Annotated in this window: 19 protein-coding genes; 17 read left to right on the forward strand and 2 right to left on the reverse strand. The window is 38.8% G+C overall.

What is annotated here, in order from left to right; genetic code table 11:
- The first annotated feature begins 13 nt into the window (after nt 1–13).
- From INP94_RS01040 to INP94_RS01120, 17 genes are read left to right on the forward strand one after another with little or no spacing between them, the layout of a single operon-like run.
- Entirely contained in the window at nt 14–751 is a 738-nt protein-coding gene (locus INP94_RS01040) for a beta-ketoacyl synthase chain length factor (protein WP_197543752.1), read from the forward strand.
- Complete coding sequence (locus INP94_RS01045) at nt 736–1,509, forward strand: lysophospholipid acyltransferase family protein (RefSeq protein ID WP_197543753.1); 774 nt, start codon at nt 736–738, stop codon at nt 1,507–1,509. The genes INP94_RS01040 and INP94_RS01045 overlap by 16 nt, the downstream gene beginning before the upstream one ends.
- Entirely contained in the window at nt 1,509–1,772 is a 264-nt protein-coding gene (locus INP94_RS01050; RefSeq protein ID WP_005695335.1) for an ApeE family acyl carrier protein, read from the forward strand. The genes INP94_RS01045 and INP94_RS01050 overlap by 1 nt, the downstream gene beginning before the upstream one ends.
- Nucleotides 1,773–1,775: 3 nt before the next feature.
- A complete protein-coding gene (locus INP94_RS01055) occupies nt 1,776–2,027 on the forward strand; it encodes an acyl carrier protein (protein ID WP_005695334.1) in 252 nt (83 codons plus the stop codon).
- Nucleotides 2,024–3,709 (forward strand): ApeI family dehydratase, encoded by a 1,686-nt coding sequence (locus INP94_RS01060; protein ID WP_420026411.1) that lies wholly within the window; start codon nt 2,024–2,026, stop codon nt 3,707–3,709. The genes INP94_RS01055 and INP94_RS01060 overlap by 4 nt, the downstream gene beginning before the upstream one ends.
- Nucleotides 3,684–4,241 (forward strand): COG4648 family protein, encoded by a 558-nt coding sequence (locus INP94_RS01065; protein WP_080970228.1) that lies wholly within the window; start codon nt 3,684–3,686, stop codon nt 4,239–4,241. The genes INP94_RS01060 and INP94_RS01065 overlap by 26 nt, the downstream gene beginning before the upstream one ends.
- Nucleotides 4,234–5,541 carry an AMP-binding protein gene (locus INP94_RS01070; RefSeq protein WP_005695330.1) on the forward strand — a complete coding sequence of 436 codons (1,308 nt, stop codon included), beginning with the start codon at nt 4,234–4,236 and terminating at the stop codon, nt 5,539–5,541. Before INP94_RS01065 ends, INP94_RS01070 begins: the two co-directional genes overlap by 8 nt.
- A gap of 6 nt (nt 5,542–5,547) precedes the next feature.
- Nucleotides 5,548–6,276, forward strand: coding sequence for a glycosyltransferase family 2 protein (locus INP94_RS01075; RefSeq protein WP_005695329.1), 729 nt, complete (start codon nt 5,548–5,550; stop codon nt 6,274–6,276).
- Nucleotides 6,273–7,211 (forward strand): lysophospholipid acyltransferase family protein, encoded by a 939-nt coding sequence (locus INP94_RS01080; RefSeq protein ID WP_197543755.1) that lies wholly within the window; start codon nt 6,273–6,275, stop codon nt 7,209–7,211. Before INP94_RS01075 ends, INP94_RS01080 begins: the two co-directional genes overlap by 4 nt.
- Entirely contained in the window at nt 7,208–7,651 is a 444-nt protein-coding gene (locus INP94_RS01085) for an acyl-CoA thioesterase (RefSeq protein ID WP_005695327.1), read from the forward strand. The genes INP94_RS01080 and INP94_RS01085 overlap by 4 nt, the downstream gene beginning before the upstream one ends.
- 2 nt (nt 7,652–7,653) lie before the next feature.
- The gene (locus tag INP94_RS01090; RefSeq protein ID WP_197543756.1) at nt 7,654–8,238 is read left to right on the forward strand and encodes an outer membrane lipoprotein carrier protein LolA; all 585 of its coding nucleotides are present in this window, start codon (nt 7,654–7,656) and stop codon (nt 8,236–8,238) included.
- Between the two features lie 13 nt (nt 8,239–8,251).
- Nucleotides 8,252–10,528, forward strand: a complete 2,277-nt coding sequence (locus INP94_RS01095; protein ID WP_197543757.1) for an MMPL family transporter — start codon at nt 8,252–8,254, stop codon at nt 10,526–10,528.
- Between the two features lie 26 nt (nt 10,529–10,554).
- Nucleotides 10,555–11,055: a hypothetical protein gene (locus INP94_RS01100; protein ID WP_197543758.1), complete on the forward strand. Its 501-nt coding sequence runs from the start codon at nt 10,555–10,557 to the stop codon at nt 11,053–11,055.
- Nucleotides 11,056–11,063: 8 nt separating this feature from the next.
- On the forward strand, nt 11,064–12,284 hold the full coding sequence (locus INP94_RS01105; RefSeq protein ID WP_197543759.1) for a beta-ketoacyl-ACP synthase: 1,221 nt from the start codon (nt 11,064–11,066) through the stop codon (nt 12,282–12,284).
- Nucleotides 12,277–12,729 (forward strand): hotdog family protein, encoded by a 453-nt coding sequence (locus tag INP94_RS01110; RefSeq protein WP_197543760.1) that lies wholly within the window; start codon nt 12,277–12,279, stop codon nt 12,727–12,729. The genes INP94_RS01105 and INP94_RS01110 overlap by 8 nt, the downstream gene beginning before the upstream one ends.
- A gap of 3 nt (nt 12,730–12,732) precedes the next feature.
- Nucleotides 12,733–13,461, forward strand: a complete 729-nt coding sequence (gene fabG / locus INP94_RS01115) for a 3-oxoacyl-ACP reductase FabG (protein WP_197543761.1) — start codon at nt 12,733–12,735, stop codon at nt 13,459–13,461.
- Between the two features lie 59 nt (nt 13,462–13,520).
- Nucleotides 13,521–14,765: a beta-ketoacyl-ACP synthase gene (locus INP94_RS01120; RefSeq protein ID WP_197543762.1), complete on the forward strand. Its 1,245-nt coding sequence runs from the start codon at nt 13,521–13,523 to the stop codon at nt 14,763–14,765.
- A 46-nt stretch (nt 14,766–14,811) separates the two neighbouring features.
- Here INP94_RS01120 and INP94_RS01125 read toward each other — a convergent pair whose 3' ends face one another.
- Complete coding sequence (locus INP94_RS01125; RefSeq protein WP_197543763.1) at nt 14,812–16,479, reverse strand: anaerobic C4-dicarboxylate transporter; 1,668 nt, start codon at nt 16,477–16,479, stop codon at nt 14,812–14,814.
- Nucleotides 16,480–16,760: 281 nt separating this feature from the next.
- Nucleotides 16,761–16,991: an acyl carrier protein gene (acpP, locus tag INP94_RS01130; protein ID WP_005544465.1), complete on the reverse strand. Its 231-nt coding sequence runs from the start codon at nt 16,989–16,991 to the stop codon at nt 16,761–16,763.
- Between the last annotated feature and the right edge of the window lie 119 nt (nt 16,992–17,110).

The raw sequence follows: 17,110 nt of genomic DNA on the forward strand, positions 1-17,110 counted from the left end.
TTAACCATATAACATGACTGAAATCTGTAATTTCTCTTTCTCACTTCAAGGGTGGAATATTGTTTGCAATAAATCGCTAACCGCAGATGATTGGAAACAAGGCTATGCTTATTTGCGAAATCAATGTGAAACATTTGAAGACTTTGCACCTAAATTAGCCTTTTTACCCCCGCTAAAACGCCGTCGTTTAAGTGACTCAGCCCGTCTTTTTTTTGAGGCTGCGTGGGATTTGGTAGGAGAAAATGCAGATATGCCTGTGGTTTATGCCTCATCAAACAGTGAAATGAATCGTAATTTTGCGTTGTGGCATTCCTTATTAAAAGAGGGGGAGGTTTCTCCCACCTCTTTTAGTCTCTCAGTTCATAATGCATTAATTGGACAATGGTCTGAATTACGTCAAGTTAAATCAGAAACCACTTCGATTATGGCTCGAGTGGACAACCTTGAAACCGCACTATTAGAAGCGACATTATTGCTTAATGAAGGGCATGAAAAAGTGCTTGTTGTTATTGCTGAATCGCCGCTTGAAGCAAAATATAATGCTCAACCAGTCATTCGTACACCTTTAGGTTATGCTTTGGCTTTAGTCGTCACTCAAGGAGAGCAATATCAATTAACGCTTACAGATTCCCCTTTTAATCATGATGTTACCGATAATGCACTAACTTGGGTTTCTCACCAATATCTTGAAAGTCGCACTTGGCACACACCGAGTAGTTCAAATGGAACTTGGCTATGGCAGAAAAATTAGATTTTCTTAAACGTTGGCTGGCTACCGCCATTGCCTTTTTATTTTGGGCTGTGGCAGGCACACTATTACAATTCGTTTTACTTCCTTTTGCCCAAAAAGGAAAGCACGCTAATTTATCTACCCAGTTAAAAGTTCGTCGTTTTGTTGGCGGAATTTGGTATTATTTTATTCGTTACCTGTCTTGTGCGGGTGCTTTAAAAGTGACTTATCAAGGGTTTGAAAAATTGGGACGTCCAGGTCAATTAGTTGTGGTCAATCACCCATCTCTACTTGATGTAGTACTGATTCTCAGTAAAGCGCCTTCACTTAACTGTATTGTGAAAAAAGATCTTTTACACAATCCCACGATGAGGAATCAAATTCTCGCTTGTGGTTTTATCCCCAATACCGAGTCTCTAGAACTCTTGGAACATTGTGAGCGTGTATTGCAACAAGAGAGTCTCTTATTGTTTCCAGAAGGAACAAGAACTGGCTGGGATGGCATCGTAAAATTAAATCGCGGTGCTGTTTCAATTGGTTTACGTAGTGCAAAAGTCATTACCCCTGTCACGATCAGGATGAATCCATTAAGCCTAAAAAAAGGTCATCCATGGTATAAAATACCAGACAAACAAATTCATTATGAATTATTCGTTGGCGATGATATTAATCCACAAGAATGGATAGAAAATCAATCTATCCCGATGGCATCTCGTCGTTTAACAAAATATTTAGAAGATTATTTTAATTCTCAAACCTCACAAAAAGGATCGCAATAATGCAACTTGAACAACAATTAAAACAACTTATCATTGACAGCCTGGCATTAGAAGACATCAGTATCGACGATATTGAAACTGATATGCCTCTTTTTTCATCTGAAGGGCTAGGTTTAGATTCAGTTGATGCCTTAGAATTAGGCTTAGCTGTTCAAAAAACATTTGGTCTACAATTAGACGGTGAACAAACTCAATTAAGAGATCACTTTGAAAGCGTAGCAACACTTGCTCACTTCATTCGCACACAAAAAGGTGAGGCATAATTCATGACTGAACAGGAAATCAGAGATTTATTAACGGAAGCTCTGGAATCTTTATTTGAGATTGAACCAGAAAGAATTAAGCCGGAAACAAATCTTTATGAAGATCTAGAGATCGATAGTATTGATGCTATTGACTTAATCGATCATATTAAACGTAAAACAGGGCATAAACTTCAAGCGGAAGATTTCCGCAATGTGCGTACTGTAGATGACGTGGTTCAGGCGGTTCTAAAACTTAGTCAAAACGCACAATAATGACACCTTACTTACCGACTTATCTTATTGCTCAGCACCCAAGTTGGCTCTATGCTGATTTTGAGTGCCGAGCGTTTCAAATTTCAGCTGAATTGCAACAGCGTCAACTTCGATCCGTTACGGTATGGCTAGAAGATGGTGCAACATTGGCATGCCTACTGCTAGGTGCTTGGCATGCTAATGTTCGTGTTCTTTTCCCACCTAATTTCACTGAAGAAAGTATTCAGTGGGCAAATGAGCATTCTGAACTTTGGCTTACTGATCGAGATATTGAACTCGAAAAATGCGAGCAAATCTCTCAATTTGGCATCACACAAGATTGGGAAAATGTTGCTAAAAATCGACCGCTCTTTGACTTTAGTAACCAAAGTGAAATCTGGTTGAAAACTTCAGGTAGCACAGGTGAAGCCAAAACCATCATTAAAACAGCAGAACAAATGTGGTTAGGCGGAGAAGTATTAGCCAAAGGTTTACCATTCCCTGCCGGAAATAACATTACGGCAATTAGCACGGTGAGTATTCAGCATATTTACGGCTTAACCGTACATATTATGATGTCACTGGTTAACGGCTGGCAAATTGGTCGAAAACAACTTTTCTACCCTGAATGCATCATGCAAGAAGCCAATAAATCACAATCAGCAGTTATTGTGAGCAGTCCAGCGATGCTTTCAGGCATAGATTGGCAGCAAATGAAAATTTCTGAAAATATTATGGGGATTATTTCTTCTGGTGGTGCACTAGCTGAAGAACTATCTGAGCAAATTAGAGCAAAAATCCACCATCCTGTTATCGAAATTTATGGCAGCACGGAGACGGGCCCAATTGCTATTCGGGATGATATTTCCCTTTGGCGACGATTACCTAATAGCCAACTTGGCAGCAATGAGCAAGGCGAGTTATGGATTGAAGGAGTTTGGCTTGCCAAACGAGAACAAACCGCAGATGTGGTTGAGTTTGAAGAAAACGGTTTCCGTTTATTAGGACGAGCAGATCGCATTGTCAAAATAGGGGATAAACGAATTTCCTTATTAGGCGTAGAAACGGCATTGAATAAACACGAATTTATTGAGGATTGTTATATTGCTCAACATCCTGAGAAATCTCGTCTTGCCGCCTGGATTGGTTTAACTGAGCAAGGCATTCAATTTTTCAGAGAGAAAGGTCGAAGAGCGCTTATTCATAAGCTAAAACTTTTCTTAGGGCATTCTCAAGAAAAAGCAGCCATCCCTCGTTTCTGGCGATTCACTTATCAATTACCACGTAATAGTCAGTCAAAAATAAATAAGCTGGAATTTAACCGCACTTGTTTAGAAACCTGTAAGGATGCAATTTGGCTTGAACAAAGCAAAAATGAAAATTCACAAATCTCAACCGGTATTGTGCCGCTTGATTTAGTGTATCTAAAAGATCACTTTGCTGAATTTCCATTAGTCCCTGGCGTCATTGAATTACAATGGATTTCGGAAAAAATAAAGGCATTTTTTGGTAAAGAAGTCATTATTCATTCATTCGATAAGCTGAAGTATCAAACATTCTTACGGCCGAATGATCGCTTTGATATTCAATTAAAATGGGATTCATCAAAAAATAGAATGGCATTTCAATTACTTGCCAATAATGAAACTTGCTGTACTGGATTAGCCATCATAGAGCATGAAGATCATCCTACTGATTGTTAATATATTGCTTGCGCTAACAGCCATCGCTTATCCGATTATTTGGCTTTTCTTTCAAGCAGACCAACTCTTGCATACGTTACCTTATGTGATGAGTTTATTATGGTTGATTAAAAGCCTAATACACCCGCATAAGGGGCAAAGAATTTTTGCATTAAGCATGGCTATCCTATTATTCCTTGTGGGGTGGCAACGCTCACTCGATATGATGTATTGGTACCCTATTTTAATGAATGGCATTATGTTGGTGTTATTTGGCGGAAGTCTATTCCAATCTCAATCATTGGTTGAAAGATTAGCTCGTTTACAAACGCCTAATCTCAATACTCAAGCTATTCAATATACTCGCCGAGTAACCCAAGTCTGGTGCGGTGTATTTTGTTTAAATATTTTGCTTTCAACGCTCTTTATTGCATTTAACTTATTAGAATATTGGGCAATTTATACTGGGGTTATTTCTTACATTATTATGGGCCTAGTTATGAGTATTGAATGGCTCATTCGTCAACGCGTAAAACGGAATCACTATGAATAAACATCAACCTAACTCACTTATTGCATTAAATCCAGAATGGCGCTGGCAAGATTTTACTTATCGTTGTCAACAAATCAGCCAACAACTCCAACAAGATAATATTCAAAGTGCAGCATTTTGGTTTGAGGATGCCGCAAACTATGCCTGTGCAATGCTTGCCTGTTTTGATGCTAAAACCCGAATTTTGCTTCCACCTAATCTTCTCGATGAAAATCAAGAATGGATTCGTGATAATGCTGATATGTTATTTGATGACAATAAATTCAACACTTACGGCATTTCACAAGTTGTTGATAAAAAAGATTTCTTCATTGATAAACATTGTCAAACTGAAATTTGGCTAAAAACATCAGGAAGTAGTGGACAACCTAAAATCATGGTGAAAACAGCTGAAAAAATGTGGCAAGAATCTGAAGCAATCAGTCAGTCACTTCCTTTCCCGGAAGGAAATGGCATCCATATTGTCTCAAGCGTTTCTGCACAGCACCACTATGGTTTATCCTATCGAGTCATGTTACCGCTGACAATGGGCTGGTCAATTGGCCGCAAACAGCTCCCTTATCCAGAATATATGATTGCAGAAAGCCTTATTGCGAAACAGTCTATTTGGGTTAGTAGCCCTGCATTACTGACCCATTTAAATTTAGATGAACCTCAACTTCATCAATGTCGTATTTTAGGCATTCTATCTTCAGGTGGGATGCTGCCAGAAGAAACCGCAACAGCCATGCGCGCCAAGCTTAAAACTAAAACCATTGAAGGCTATGGTAGTACAGAAACCGGCGTCATTGCGTTTCGTGAACAAGCCGGGCTTTGGACCCCTACACCCGTAACTAAAATCGGGGTCAATGAAGAAAATGCGTTATGGGTTGAATCACCTTGGCTTGAACAGCGTGAGCAAACAGCAGATGGTGTTGAAATCATCGGTAATCAATTTAACTTATTAGGACGCATTGATCGCATCGTTAAATTTGGCGATAAGCGTATTTCTTTAGTTCGAATTGAACAAGACCTACTGAAACACCCTTATATTCGAGATTGCTATGTTGCACAACACCCTAATCATTTACGCCCTGCTGCTTGGGTTGAATTGAAGGAAGAAGGCATTTCCTTTTATCTACAAAAAGGACGGGCTGAATTATTAAAACAACTCCGGCTCCATTTAAGTAAAACCCAGGAACATTCAGGCTTACCACGCTTTTGGCGATTTACTAACAAATTGCCACGTAATAGCCAATTCAAGATTAGTCGAGCAGATTTTGATGCTATATTTTTACATGAAAAAGAAGAACAATTTTAACTTGCTATGATGGAACCGAAACTTATTGCGATTATCCCGCACTACAATCATTCTGACAAAATTGGCAATGTAATTAACCAATTACACAAGCTAAATTTACCTGTATTAGTGGTTGATGATGGATCATCTGAACAGCATAAAAAATCATTAGCTTCTCTTTCAGAAAAAGACAATCTACATATTCATTATTGCCCACAAAATCAAGGTAAAGGTGGCGCGATGAAAGTAGGTTTTAGATTAGCATTTGAGCAAGGATTTACACATGCCTTGCAAGTGGATGCAGATGGCCAACACAATCTGATTGATGCCCTTTCAATGCAACAAAAAATGCTTGAAAATCCGACTGCACTTATTTGTGGTAAACCCATCTATGGTGATGATGCGCCTAAATCCCGACTTTATGGGAGAAAAATTACAGATTTTTGGAATGCCATTCACACGCTTTCTCTCGATATTAAAGATGGCATGTGTGGCTTTCGCTTGTATCCATTAAATCGCACCATTGAAATTCTCGATAATGAACATGTCGGAAACCGCATGGATTTTGATATCGAAATTCTCATCAAGGCTCACTGGTACCAAATACCATTAATTTGGGTTGACTCCCCCGTTTCCTACGATAAAAATGGTGTCTCACATTTCAATGCTTGGAAAGACAATGTGTTAATCAGTAAAATGCACATGTATTTATTTTTTGGGATGTTAAAACGCTTATTAACCGGAAAGCCGCTATGAATCAATCAACTGAGAATAGCCAACATTGGGCGAAACAATCTGAGCGAGGAAATGCTTTTTTCTTAAATCTCACACGATTAATCGTAAAATATTGCCCATTGTGGTTAATTAAAATCGCAACATTTGTGGTGGTTTGTTATTTTTATCTGACTGCCAGAAAAGCGCGAAACAACATTAAAGCTTACCAATATCGTCTTAAACAACAATTTCCGCATTGTCATCTCCCTTCATTCCCTGTATTTCGTCAATTTCTCTTTTTTGGTGAAATCATTTGTGACAACTTTGCGGTTTGGCAGCGGAAAATCCATTACACGGATTTAATTGTCGATGATGCTGATAATTTATATGGCGATGTAGATCAAGGTGGACGAGGTCAGATTCTTGTTTGCTCGCATTTTGGTAACATCGAGATTTGTCGAGCATTAGTCGATAGCGGACAACACAAAAACTTTCATTTGAATGTATTAGTACATAGCAAAAATGCTGAAGCTTTTAATAAAGCATTAGTTGAAGCCGGTGCAGATGCCTTACCCCTTATTCAAGTTGAAGATTTAGATGCGCAAAAAATGTTAGAGCTTTCTCAACGCTTAGAGCGAGGTGAATGGATTGCAATTGCGGCTGATCGCGTACCTATCCGTGGCGATAAAACACAATCAGTCAACTTCCTTGGCCATTATGCTGAATTCCCTCAAGGAGCGTGGTTGCTTGCAAGTATTTTAAAAGCGCCTTTAAATACAATTTTCTGTCTTAAAGAAAAAGGACAATATCGAATGAAATTGCGCCGTTTTTCTCCCCCAATTAGCGGGCGTGGCAAAGCACGAGAAGAAAATATTAAACAGGTCATGCAACAATATGCGGACTTACTTGCCAAAGAATGTGCAGAAAATCCTCTACTTTGGTTTAATTTTTATAACTTTTGGAATGATAAAAAATGAAAAAACACGTTTTTTGCCGTCATAATTCTGAATTCGAAGTGCAATTCTTTGATGTCGACTCGATGGATATTATGTGGCATGGGCATTACGTCAAATACCTTGAGATGGCACGCTGTCAATTCCTAGAGGAAATTGGCTATACCTATGATGTTATGAAAAAACAAGGGTTTGGTTGGCCAATCGTTCAACTTAATATTAAATATGTTAACCCAGCATTATTTCGTCAAAAAATCCGAATTGAATTAAAAGTAGTCGAATATGAAACTTGTTTGCGCATTGATTATGTTATTTTTGATGCTAAAACCAATCAAAAATTAACCACGGCAAGTACCACCCAAGTAGCCGTTAGTATGCAAACACGCGAAATGCAATTACAAACACCACCATGTTGGCAAAGTGCGGTCAAAACTCATCCTACTTTTGTATCTGAAGGGGAATAATAATGCGATTGATGATCTTCATCTTAGGTTTGTTCCTAAGCAGCGTAAGCTTCGCTTTTTCTGAAGCTGATTTAGTTAAACAACTCCAGCAACCGCAAAGTGTTCAAGGAAACTTTATCCAACATCGCTATTTAAAGGCATTAAACAAGCCAATTGAAATGCAAGGTCAATTTGCCTTGTTAGCTCAAAAAGGGCTATTATGGCAGCTTGAAAAACCGTTTAATAACAGCTTAAGAGTCACGCCTAACGGGATTCAACAATGGAATGGTACTCTGTGGGTGAATAGCGGTAATGTTGGGCAAAACGAGCAAATTGGTCTCTTTTTAGGGTTGTTATCCGGCAATATTGATGGGCTTAAATCTCAGTTTGATTTTGCATTATCCGGTAACGCTAACCAATGGCAACTGACCTTAACACCTAATTCATTATTAATGCAGCAAATCTTCACAACCATTGAAATTTCAGGCGATCAAACTGTGAAAAAATTAACCTTAAATGAAAAACAAGGCGATCGCACACAAATTGAATTTAAGCAAATCCAGCTTAATCAGCCATTAAGTCAGTTTGCCCGTTCAGCACTGGAATAAACGATTGTAAAAGATGAAAAAAACAACCGCACTTTCCTTGTTATATGCTGTGTTTATCTTGTTTGTTTCCCTCTTGTTTGGCTATTTTGTCAAACAAGGAAATTGGCTACAAACAGATTTACACACATTACTTCCCTCTCAACAAGAATGGGCGGATGTTCAAGTTCTCGCTGATCAACAGCAAGAAAAACAGCTAAACAGCCAAATTATTGCACTTATCGGACATCCTGATGAAAAACAGGCTTTTCAGCTGACCGACCATATTGCGCAAACGTGGCGTAGTAGCAAACTTTTCTCTCATATTACCGATCGCATTCAGCCTAATCTTACTGAGCTACAACAAGATATTCAGCTTGTCGCATTTGCTACTTTGCCACAAACTGTTCGTGAACAGTTGATTAACGATCCTAAAGGCTATTTTCAGCAATATGCGGAGGACATCGTTAACCCATTTAAGCGAAATAATTTACTTTCACTAGAACAAGATTGGCTTGGTTTTGGACGTTTTGCACAGCAAACACAACAAGGTAATGTGCAATGGCACGCCGAAAATGGCATGCTCACGGTCAACCAAGATAATATGACTTGGGTTTTATTACGTGCTGAACTGCAACAAAATGATTTCATCAATCCATCAGAAAATTTAACCGCACTTCTGACAGAAAATCGCCAATATCTCACTCAATCTGGTGCCCAATTTAAAATTACGGGTAGTGCATTGTTTGCCGCTGATGCAAAACAAAAAGCCGAAAAAGAAAGTACATTAATGAGTGTACTCGGCGTGAGCTTAACGTTATTATTATTACTGATTGTCTTTCGCACTCCTCGTATTTTATGGCTATTTTTGCCTATTCTAATTGGGATGCTTTCAGGTGTTGTAGCAACGGTGTGGGGATTTGGTCAAATTCATATTCTCACCCTTGTTATTGGGACCAGTCTCGTCGGTGTATTAATTGACTTTCCTCTTCACTGGCTTGCAGGCTCCCTTTTTGACCGAAAATGGGTACCACTTCTTGCGATGCAAAAATTGCGTTTTACGTTTTTCATCAGCTTGTTAGTTACCTTACTTGGGTATGGACTACTTGCCTTTACCCATCTGCCTATCTTGCAGCAAACTGCTCTTTTTTCGGCTGTATCCTTGATTACCGCATTACTTGCGACACAGTTATTCTTACCCTATTTATTTTATCGGTATCAGCCAACAACATTATTACCCGAAAGAAAAACATTTAATCTAATACAAAAAGGATTAAATACCTTTGCAAACAAACGCTTTAATAAAGGTACACTCCTTATTATCTCTCTTTTAGTTTTAGGAGGCGGGATTAAATCCTCATGGCATGACGATATCCGACAATGGGTCTCCATGCCTCAATCCATGTTAAATGAAGCGAAAACTATCGGTGAACTCACTGGGGTTGATTTAGGAAGCCAATATTTTTTATTAACGGCTGAAAATGAGGCATTACTACTTGAAAAGGATGCGAAGTTAAGCAAGCAATTAGCTCAACGTAACATCACATTTAAATCATTAAGCCAGTGGATTTCGCCTCTCGCAGAACAAAAGCAATTAGCAGAATACCTTCAACATATTTCTGCTGATGATTATGCGGTATTAAATGATATTGGCATGCCAAATGAAAAAATTCAGCAAAATTTGACCGCACTTTCTCAAGGTAAACCCTTGACGTTATCTGAAGCGCTTAATACGCAACTTGGACAAGCGTGGAAGATGCTTTATTTAGGTGAACTAGCCTCTAACCAGGTGGCAAGTATCATAAAAATATCTCAAGCGGATAGTGCAACAATGCAAGCATTGGCAAATAATCGAGATATTTTCTGGCAAGATAAGCGCGCTTATTTAAATCAAGCTTTTAAAGAAGCAAAAGAGCAAGCTGCCTGGCTAAAAATTATTTCTTTTGTTATTGCTGGATTGCTTTTATGGAAAGTATTTGAAACCAAAACAAGTATTCGAATCTTATTCATTCCTTGTATCTCAATCTTAGGAACGATCGCTATTTTTGGTTGGATAGGCCTGCCTATTGGTTTATTTTCAATGTTTGGATTATTACTGGTTTCGGCTATTGGTATTGACTATGCCGTTTATATGAAAACCGTACATGAAGAGCCATCTCATAAACGCATTACACTGACATTGGCCGCTTGTACCACATTAATCTCATTTTTGCTGCTCGCCATTAGCTCCACACCAGCAGTGGCGACATTTGGTATAAGTGTCAGTATTGGTGTTATAATAAGTCTTTTAACCACATTAAAACTCATGCGCTAAAAAACGCATAAAAATGACCGCACTTTATGATAAAAAAATACCTTTTATTATGGGCATTAACATTACTTACAGCTTGCTCAACTTTACCTAATATTGAAGCATTACCGGAAGTAAAAACAGATAGCCGAACCTTTAAAGTAGAGCAACTTTCAGAACAACAAGTTAAACAAACAAGCTTGCTGACTGTTCAGTTCCAGCCTGAACAATGGCGATGGGTTCAAACCGATCCGCTAGGTTCACCCATTGCTCGATTATTATTAACGAAACAAGGCTGGAAAAATGACGGCTTTGTGATGCCAAATAAACAAGCACAAGGTTTGTTCTTAGCACTGGCAACTGCATTTACAGAACAACAACCCGATGCAAAACACTTAATATTAATGAATGTGGATGTATCGCATCAACAAAACACGGCGATTTACCAGCAAAATGGTCGTTTTTTATGGAACGTTCGCAAACAATCAAATCAATATTTTATTCAGCTAGCAGATGGCAGTCGTTGGCAAATTGAAGAACTTAACAATTAGGAATCTCTGTGCAATTATTTCTTTCTCAACCAGGCATTTTGAGTAGCATTGGCGATAGTCTATCTCAACATGTTCAAACTTTATTAGAAGGTAGTGACTCGCCACTGACTTTTTCTAACAAGCATTTCCAAGAAAATGGCTTACAGGGTAAATATAATACTCTGGGTGAAGTCAACAGATCCTTGCGTGCATTTCCGGCTGATTTACCCAAAAAACATCACAGCCGAAACAATCAATTACTCTGGCACAGCTTAGAACAAATTGAACCAACGATTCAGCAAGCTATCTCACGTTTTGGTCGTCACCGTATTGCAGTAGTTATCGGCACATCTACCACGGGTGTAGATGAAAATTTACCTGTATTTAAATATGCCGCAGAACATGAAGATTGGTCCGGTGCTGAATTTAATCAACAACAACAATATTTTTCTGCTCCGGCTGATTTTATTGCCCATCAATATGGCTTAACCAATCTTATCTATGGCATTTCAACTGCTTGTACATCAGGTGCGAAAGCATTAATTAGTGCTGCTCGCTTATTGAATGCGAATTTATGCGATGCGGTAATTTGCGGCGGCGTCGATACTTTATCGCTATTAACCTTAGTTGGTTTTAACTCTCTCTCCGTTTTATCTGCTGAACAAACTAATCCTTTTTCTGCCAATCGCCAAGGTATCAATCTAGGTGAAGGTTCCGCTGTATTCGTGATGAGTAAAGAAAAATTAGATGATCATAATGTTGCGCTATTAGGCTATGGTGCTAGTAGTGATGCCTATCATATGTCCTCACCACATCCCGAAGGCGAAGGTGCGATTAAAGCCTTCCAAGACGCATTAAACTTGGCAAAACTTGCTCCAGAAGCCATCAATTGGGTTAATTTACATGGTACAGGCACCATTCATAATGATCAGATGGAAGCCTTAGCTATTCACCATATTTTTGGTCACGATACTCCTTGTACAACAACAAAACCTTATACAGGACACACACTAGGTGCTGCAGGCGCTATTGAAGCTGCTATTTTATGGGGGATGATTGACCGCACTTTTAATCCAACAGGTAAACTCCCTGCACAATTATGGGATAAACAAGCCGATGAAAAAATGCCACCAATTGCCATTACCGATCACATGAGTCATTGGACATCTGAGAGACGCATTGGTGCAAGTAGCTCTTTCGCTTTTGGTGGGAATAATTCAGTACTTATTTTAGGGGAAGTGAATGATTGATTTAACCTGTCCTATTACTGATATCTCACCATTAATTCCTCATAGTGGGGAAATGGTCATGCTAGATAAAATCACTGAATTTGGCGAAGATTATTTGATCGCGGAGATGGTCGTAAAACCAGACTGTCTGCTCTTAAAAGACGGTAAATTGGCTACTTATATGGGCGCTGAAATCTTAGCTCAAGGCGTAGCTGCATGGGCGGGATGTAAATGTGTAAAAGCGGGTCAACCTATTGGATTAGGCTATTGGATCGGCTCAAGAAAACTGACATTACATCGTCAAGATATTTCAGTAGGAAGTTTATTACAAATTCAAATTAAACGTTCTATTGAAGACGCAACAGGATTTGGTGTTTTTGACTGTACGTTAATCGATCTTTCTAATCAGCAACCTTTAGTGGAAGGTGCATTAAACGTTTTCAGACCACAAGTATCACAGGAATAAAAAATGAGTGAAACCATTTTAGTTACAGGCTCAAGCCGAGGTATCGGTAAAGCCATCGCCTTACGCCTAGCACAATCAGGTTTTGATATTGTGGTTCATTGCCGCAGTCGCATCGAAGAAGCTGAAGAGGTCGCACAATCAATTCGAGAATTAGGTCGTCAAGCTCGCGTATTACAATTTGATGTTAGTCATCGAAACGAAACAGCTGAAAAACTACTTGCGGATGTTGAATCTCATGGTGCTTATTATGGCGTTGTGCTCAATGCCGGATTAACACGAGATAACGCATTCCCTGCTCTAACTGATGAAGATTGGGATGTTGTTTTACGCACGAATTTAGATGGATTTTATAATGTTCTCTATCCCATTATGATGCCAATGATCCGACGCCGTAAAGCGGGGCGAATCGTCTGTATCACATCTGTATCAGGGTTAATTGGCAATAGGGGTCAAGTCAACTATAGTGCCTCTAAAGCCGGTATTATTGGTGCAGCAAAAGCACTCGCCGTCGAACTCGCCAAACGCAAGATCACGGTAAACTGTGTGGCTCCAGGCCTTATTGATACGGATATCTTAGATGAAAATCTTCCAATTGATGAAATTTTAAAAATGATTCCAGCGGCAAGAATGGGAAGCCCGGAAGAAGTTGCGCATGCCGTAGATTTTCTGATGGACGAAAAAGCAGCTTATATTACTCGCCAAGTTATCGCTGTAAACGGCGGGCTTTGCTAAAACATTTACAGTACAAAATTGTTTGTACTAGTCTAATAATGAATAATTGAGATAAAAAAATGAAACGAGTTGTCATTACAGGTATTGGTGCGGTCACTGCCTTTGGAAAAACATGGGAAGACGTAAAAGCTGCCTTTCAACGCAAACAAAATGCAGTTCAAGCGAAAACTGAATGGGCTGAACGTTATCCAGAGTTAGGTGCAAATCTCGGTGCTGAAATCCATGATTACACCCCTCCTGCCCATTGGAATAGAAAACAACTTCGCAGTTTAGGCCGTGTCTCTCAATTTGCTGTTGAAGCCGCTGAACTCGCTCTAGCAAACGCCAATCTATTAGATGAAAATGGAGTCATTTTACCTTATTTAAAAGAAGGAATAATGGGTGTTGCCTGTGGTTCTTCCACTGGCTCAACAAACGATGTCAGAGATGCAGCAGAACTTCTCATGACGGGAAAATCAGATGGATTTAATGCTAACACCTATGTACGAATGATGCCTCATACCACTGCGGCAAATATTGGCATTTTCTTTGGCCTAACTGGCCGCATCATTCCGACTTCTAGTGCTTGTTCTTCTGGTAGCCAAGGTATTGGCTATGCTTATGAATCAATTAAACATGGTTTAATCCCAATGATGCTTGCTGGCGGTGCTGAAGAATTTTGCCCATCTGAAGTTTATGTATTTGACTCTCTTTATGCGGCAAGTAGAAACAATGCTCACCCTAAACAAACACCTCGTCCTTATGATAAAGATCGTGATGGATTAGTGATTGGTGAAGGTGCGGGCATTTTTGTATTAGAAGAGCTGGAACATGCGCTTTCTCGTGGTGCCAATATCATTGCAGAAATTGTTGGCTATGGTGCCAATAGTGATGGTGCTCATGTAACTCGTCCACAAAAAGATACTATGCAACGCTGCATGGAGTTAGCATTAAAAGATGCACAGTTATCTCCAGATCAAGTAGGTTATGTAAATGGCCATGGCACGGCTACTGAGCAAGGCGATATCGCAGAAACGCTCGCAACGGAAGCCGTATTTGGGAAAATACCACTTAGCTCACAAAAAAGCTATTTAGGACATACCCTAGGTGCTTGTGGTGCATTAGAGTCATGGTTCTCAATTGAAATGATGCGTGATGGCTGGTTTGCCCCAACCATTAACCTAGACAATATTGATGAACGTTGTGGTAAATTAGATTACATTCAAGGTGATGGCCGACAAATTCAAACAAACTATGTTATGAATAATAACTTTGCTTTTGGGGGCGTTAATACCTCGCTTATTTTTAAACGCTGGGAAGCGTAATAAAAAAGGCTATTCAAACGAATAGCCTTTTCTTTTATCTGTTAGTTTATAGATAACCAAACAAACTTGTGAAAATGTAACCAAAGATACATGAAGTGATTACACCGATTAAGCCCGGTAAGATAAAGCTGTGGTTAATTACAAACTTACCGATATGTGTTGTACCTGAACGGTCGAATTGGATTGCCGCAAGGTCACTTGGGTAAGTAGGTAAAATGTAGTAACCGTAACAAGCCGAAGCAAAGGCCAAGATAACAGCTGGATCAACACCGATACCTAAAGCAAGTGGAACGAATGCAACTAATGCTGCCGCTTGTGAGTTTACGAATTTAGAGATTAATAACAACATCACAGCGTAAGTCCAAGGATGCGCTTTTACCACATCACCTAGTGCCGCTTTCATCATTGGTGTGTGAACGGTAAACATGGTTTCCGCCATCCAAGAAATACCGAATACCGCCACTAACGCAATCATACCTGAACGGAAAATTTCATTTTTACTGATTTTACCCGCATCAGTTTTAGTAAAGATAACAATTAATGCGCCCGCTAATAACATGAAGATTTGAATAACGTGAACCATACTTAAATTCACTTTTTTCTTCGCAGTGTCTTTTAATACGATTGCAGCGTTATCAATCGTTTCAATTTTATCTCCCGCTGTAATTACAACACCGTTATCTTGAGCAGTAATTGTTTGAGCCACTTCACCTTTATCGTTGTAAATTGCAACGTTATTATAGGCTGTTTGAGCTTTTGCCTTGCTGTCTTTAACATCAAGTACTAATGTACCATCTTTTGCTAATGCAACAATTTTACCGTCTTTAACATTGAAAGATTTCACTGCTTTATCGGCAGAAACAATTTCAACCACTTGAGCTGGTGCTGATTTTTCGAAAGCTGGACGTAAATCTTTAAAGTAACCTAATACCGCTACTACTAAAATTGCACCAAAGAAGATCCACATCGCATTCCAGCTAGATTGTGGCAATTTTTTATCTAATAATGATGTGCTATCACCATAAACATATTTTTTGAATTCTGGATCTTTTAATTTCTCTTGGAATTCTGGGTCTTTATCTAAATCTTTACCGCGGAACCAGCTGAAAATACCGATAGCTAATACACCACAAAGGGTTGAAGGAACGGTAATTTTTAATAAATCTAAATAACCATCAAAACCTGCTAATGGTGTTTTAGCATTCACTAAGAATGTGGTTAAAGTCACTACTGCCACAGAAACAGGTGACGCAATAATACCCATTTGAGAAGCAATTGAACTTGCCGCCATTGGACGTTCAGGGCGAATATCATTTTTGATCGCGATATCATAAATGATTGGTAACATGGTATAAACCACGTGACCTGTACCACATAAAATAGTTAAGAAACAAGTGACGAATGGTGCCAAAATACTGACATATTTCGGATTACGACGAAGCATTTTCTCCGCAATTTGTAACATTACATCTAAACCACCACTGGCTTGTAATGTTGCCGATGTGACCACCACCGCAAGGATGGTTAACATTACATCGATAGCTGGCTTACCTGGTTCAATACCGAAGCCGAAAACAAGAACAATTAAGCCTACCCCACCGAGCATACCCAGTGCGATACCACCTTTTTTTGCCCCGTAAAACAAACAGATAAGAACAATAACAAGCTGAATAGCAAACTGGCTACCTTCACCTAGGTTCATTAGAAAATCCATAAGATACTCCGAATCATTTTATGGTTAATTAGAAAAAAATTTTGATCGAATACTAGCATCAAAATTAACTCATAATAAGTACTTTTAAGGTAAATCTTGTTTTAAATCAAAAAATAAAGGGACTAAATAATAAAAGCAAATCTGAGAAAGATTAAAAAAGGAAAGTGCGGTCAGAAATTTAAGAGATTTAGATATATTTTGTTTTATTTAAAGATAAAGAATTTAGAAAAGAAATTTAAAGAAAAAAATTAGGCGACCTAAAAGATCGCCCAACTTAAAAATTACTGATTGTTTTGAACGTAGTCAATCGCAGATTGAACAGTTGTGATTTTTTCAGCTTCTTCATCAGGAATTTCGATATCGAATTCTTCTTCTAAAGCCATTACTAATTCAACTGTATCTAAAGAGTCCGCACCTAAATCTTCAACGAAAGAAGCTTCTGGTTTTACGTCTTCTTCTTTAACACCTAATTGTTCAACGATGATTTTTTTCACGCGTTCTTCAATACTCATTTGTTTTTCCTATTGTTGTTTTAACTCATTTAAGAGCGGTTAGTGTATGCATTTTTGATAAAGTTGCAACTATTTCTTAGGTGGTCGCACCACAAAAAAACAGGCAATGTAAAAACACA

The organism is Haemophilus parainfluenzae, from assembly GCF_014931395.1.
GTDB lineage: Bacteria > Pseudomonadota > Gammaproteobacteria > Enterobacterales > Pasteurellaceae > Haemophilus_D.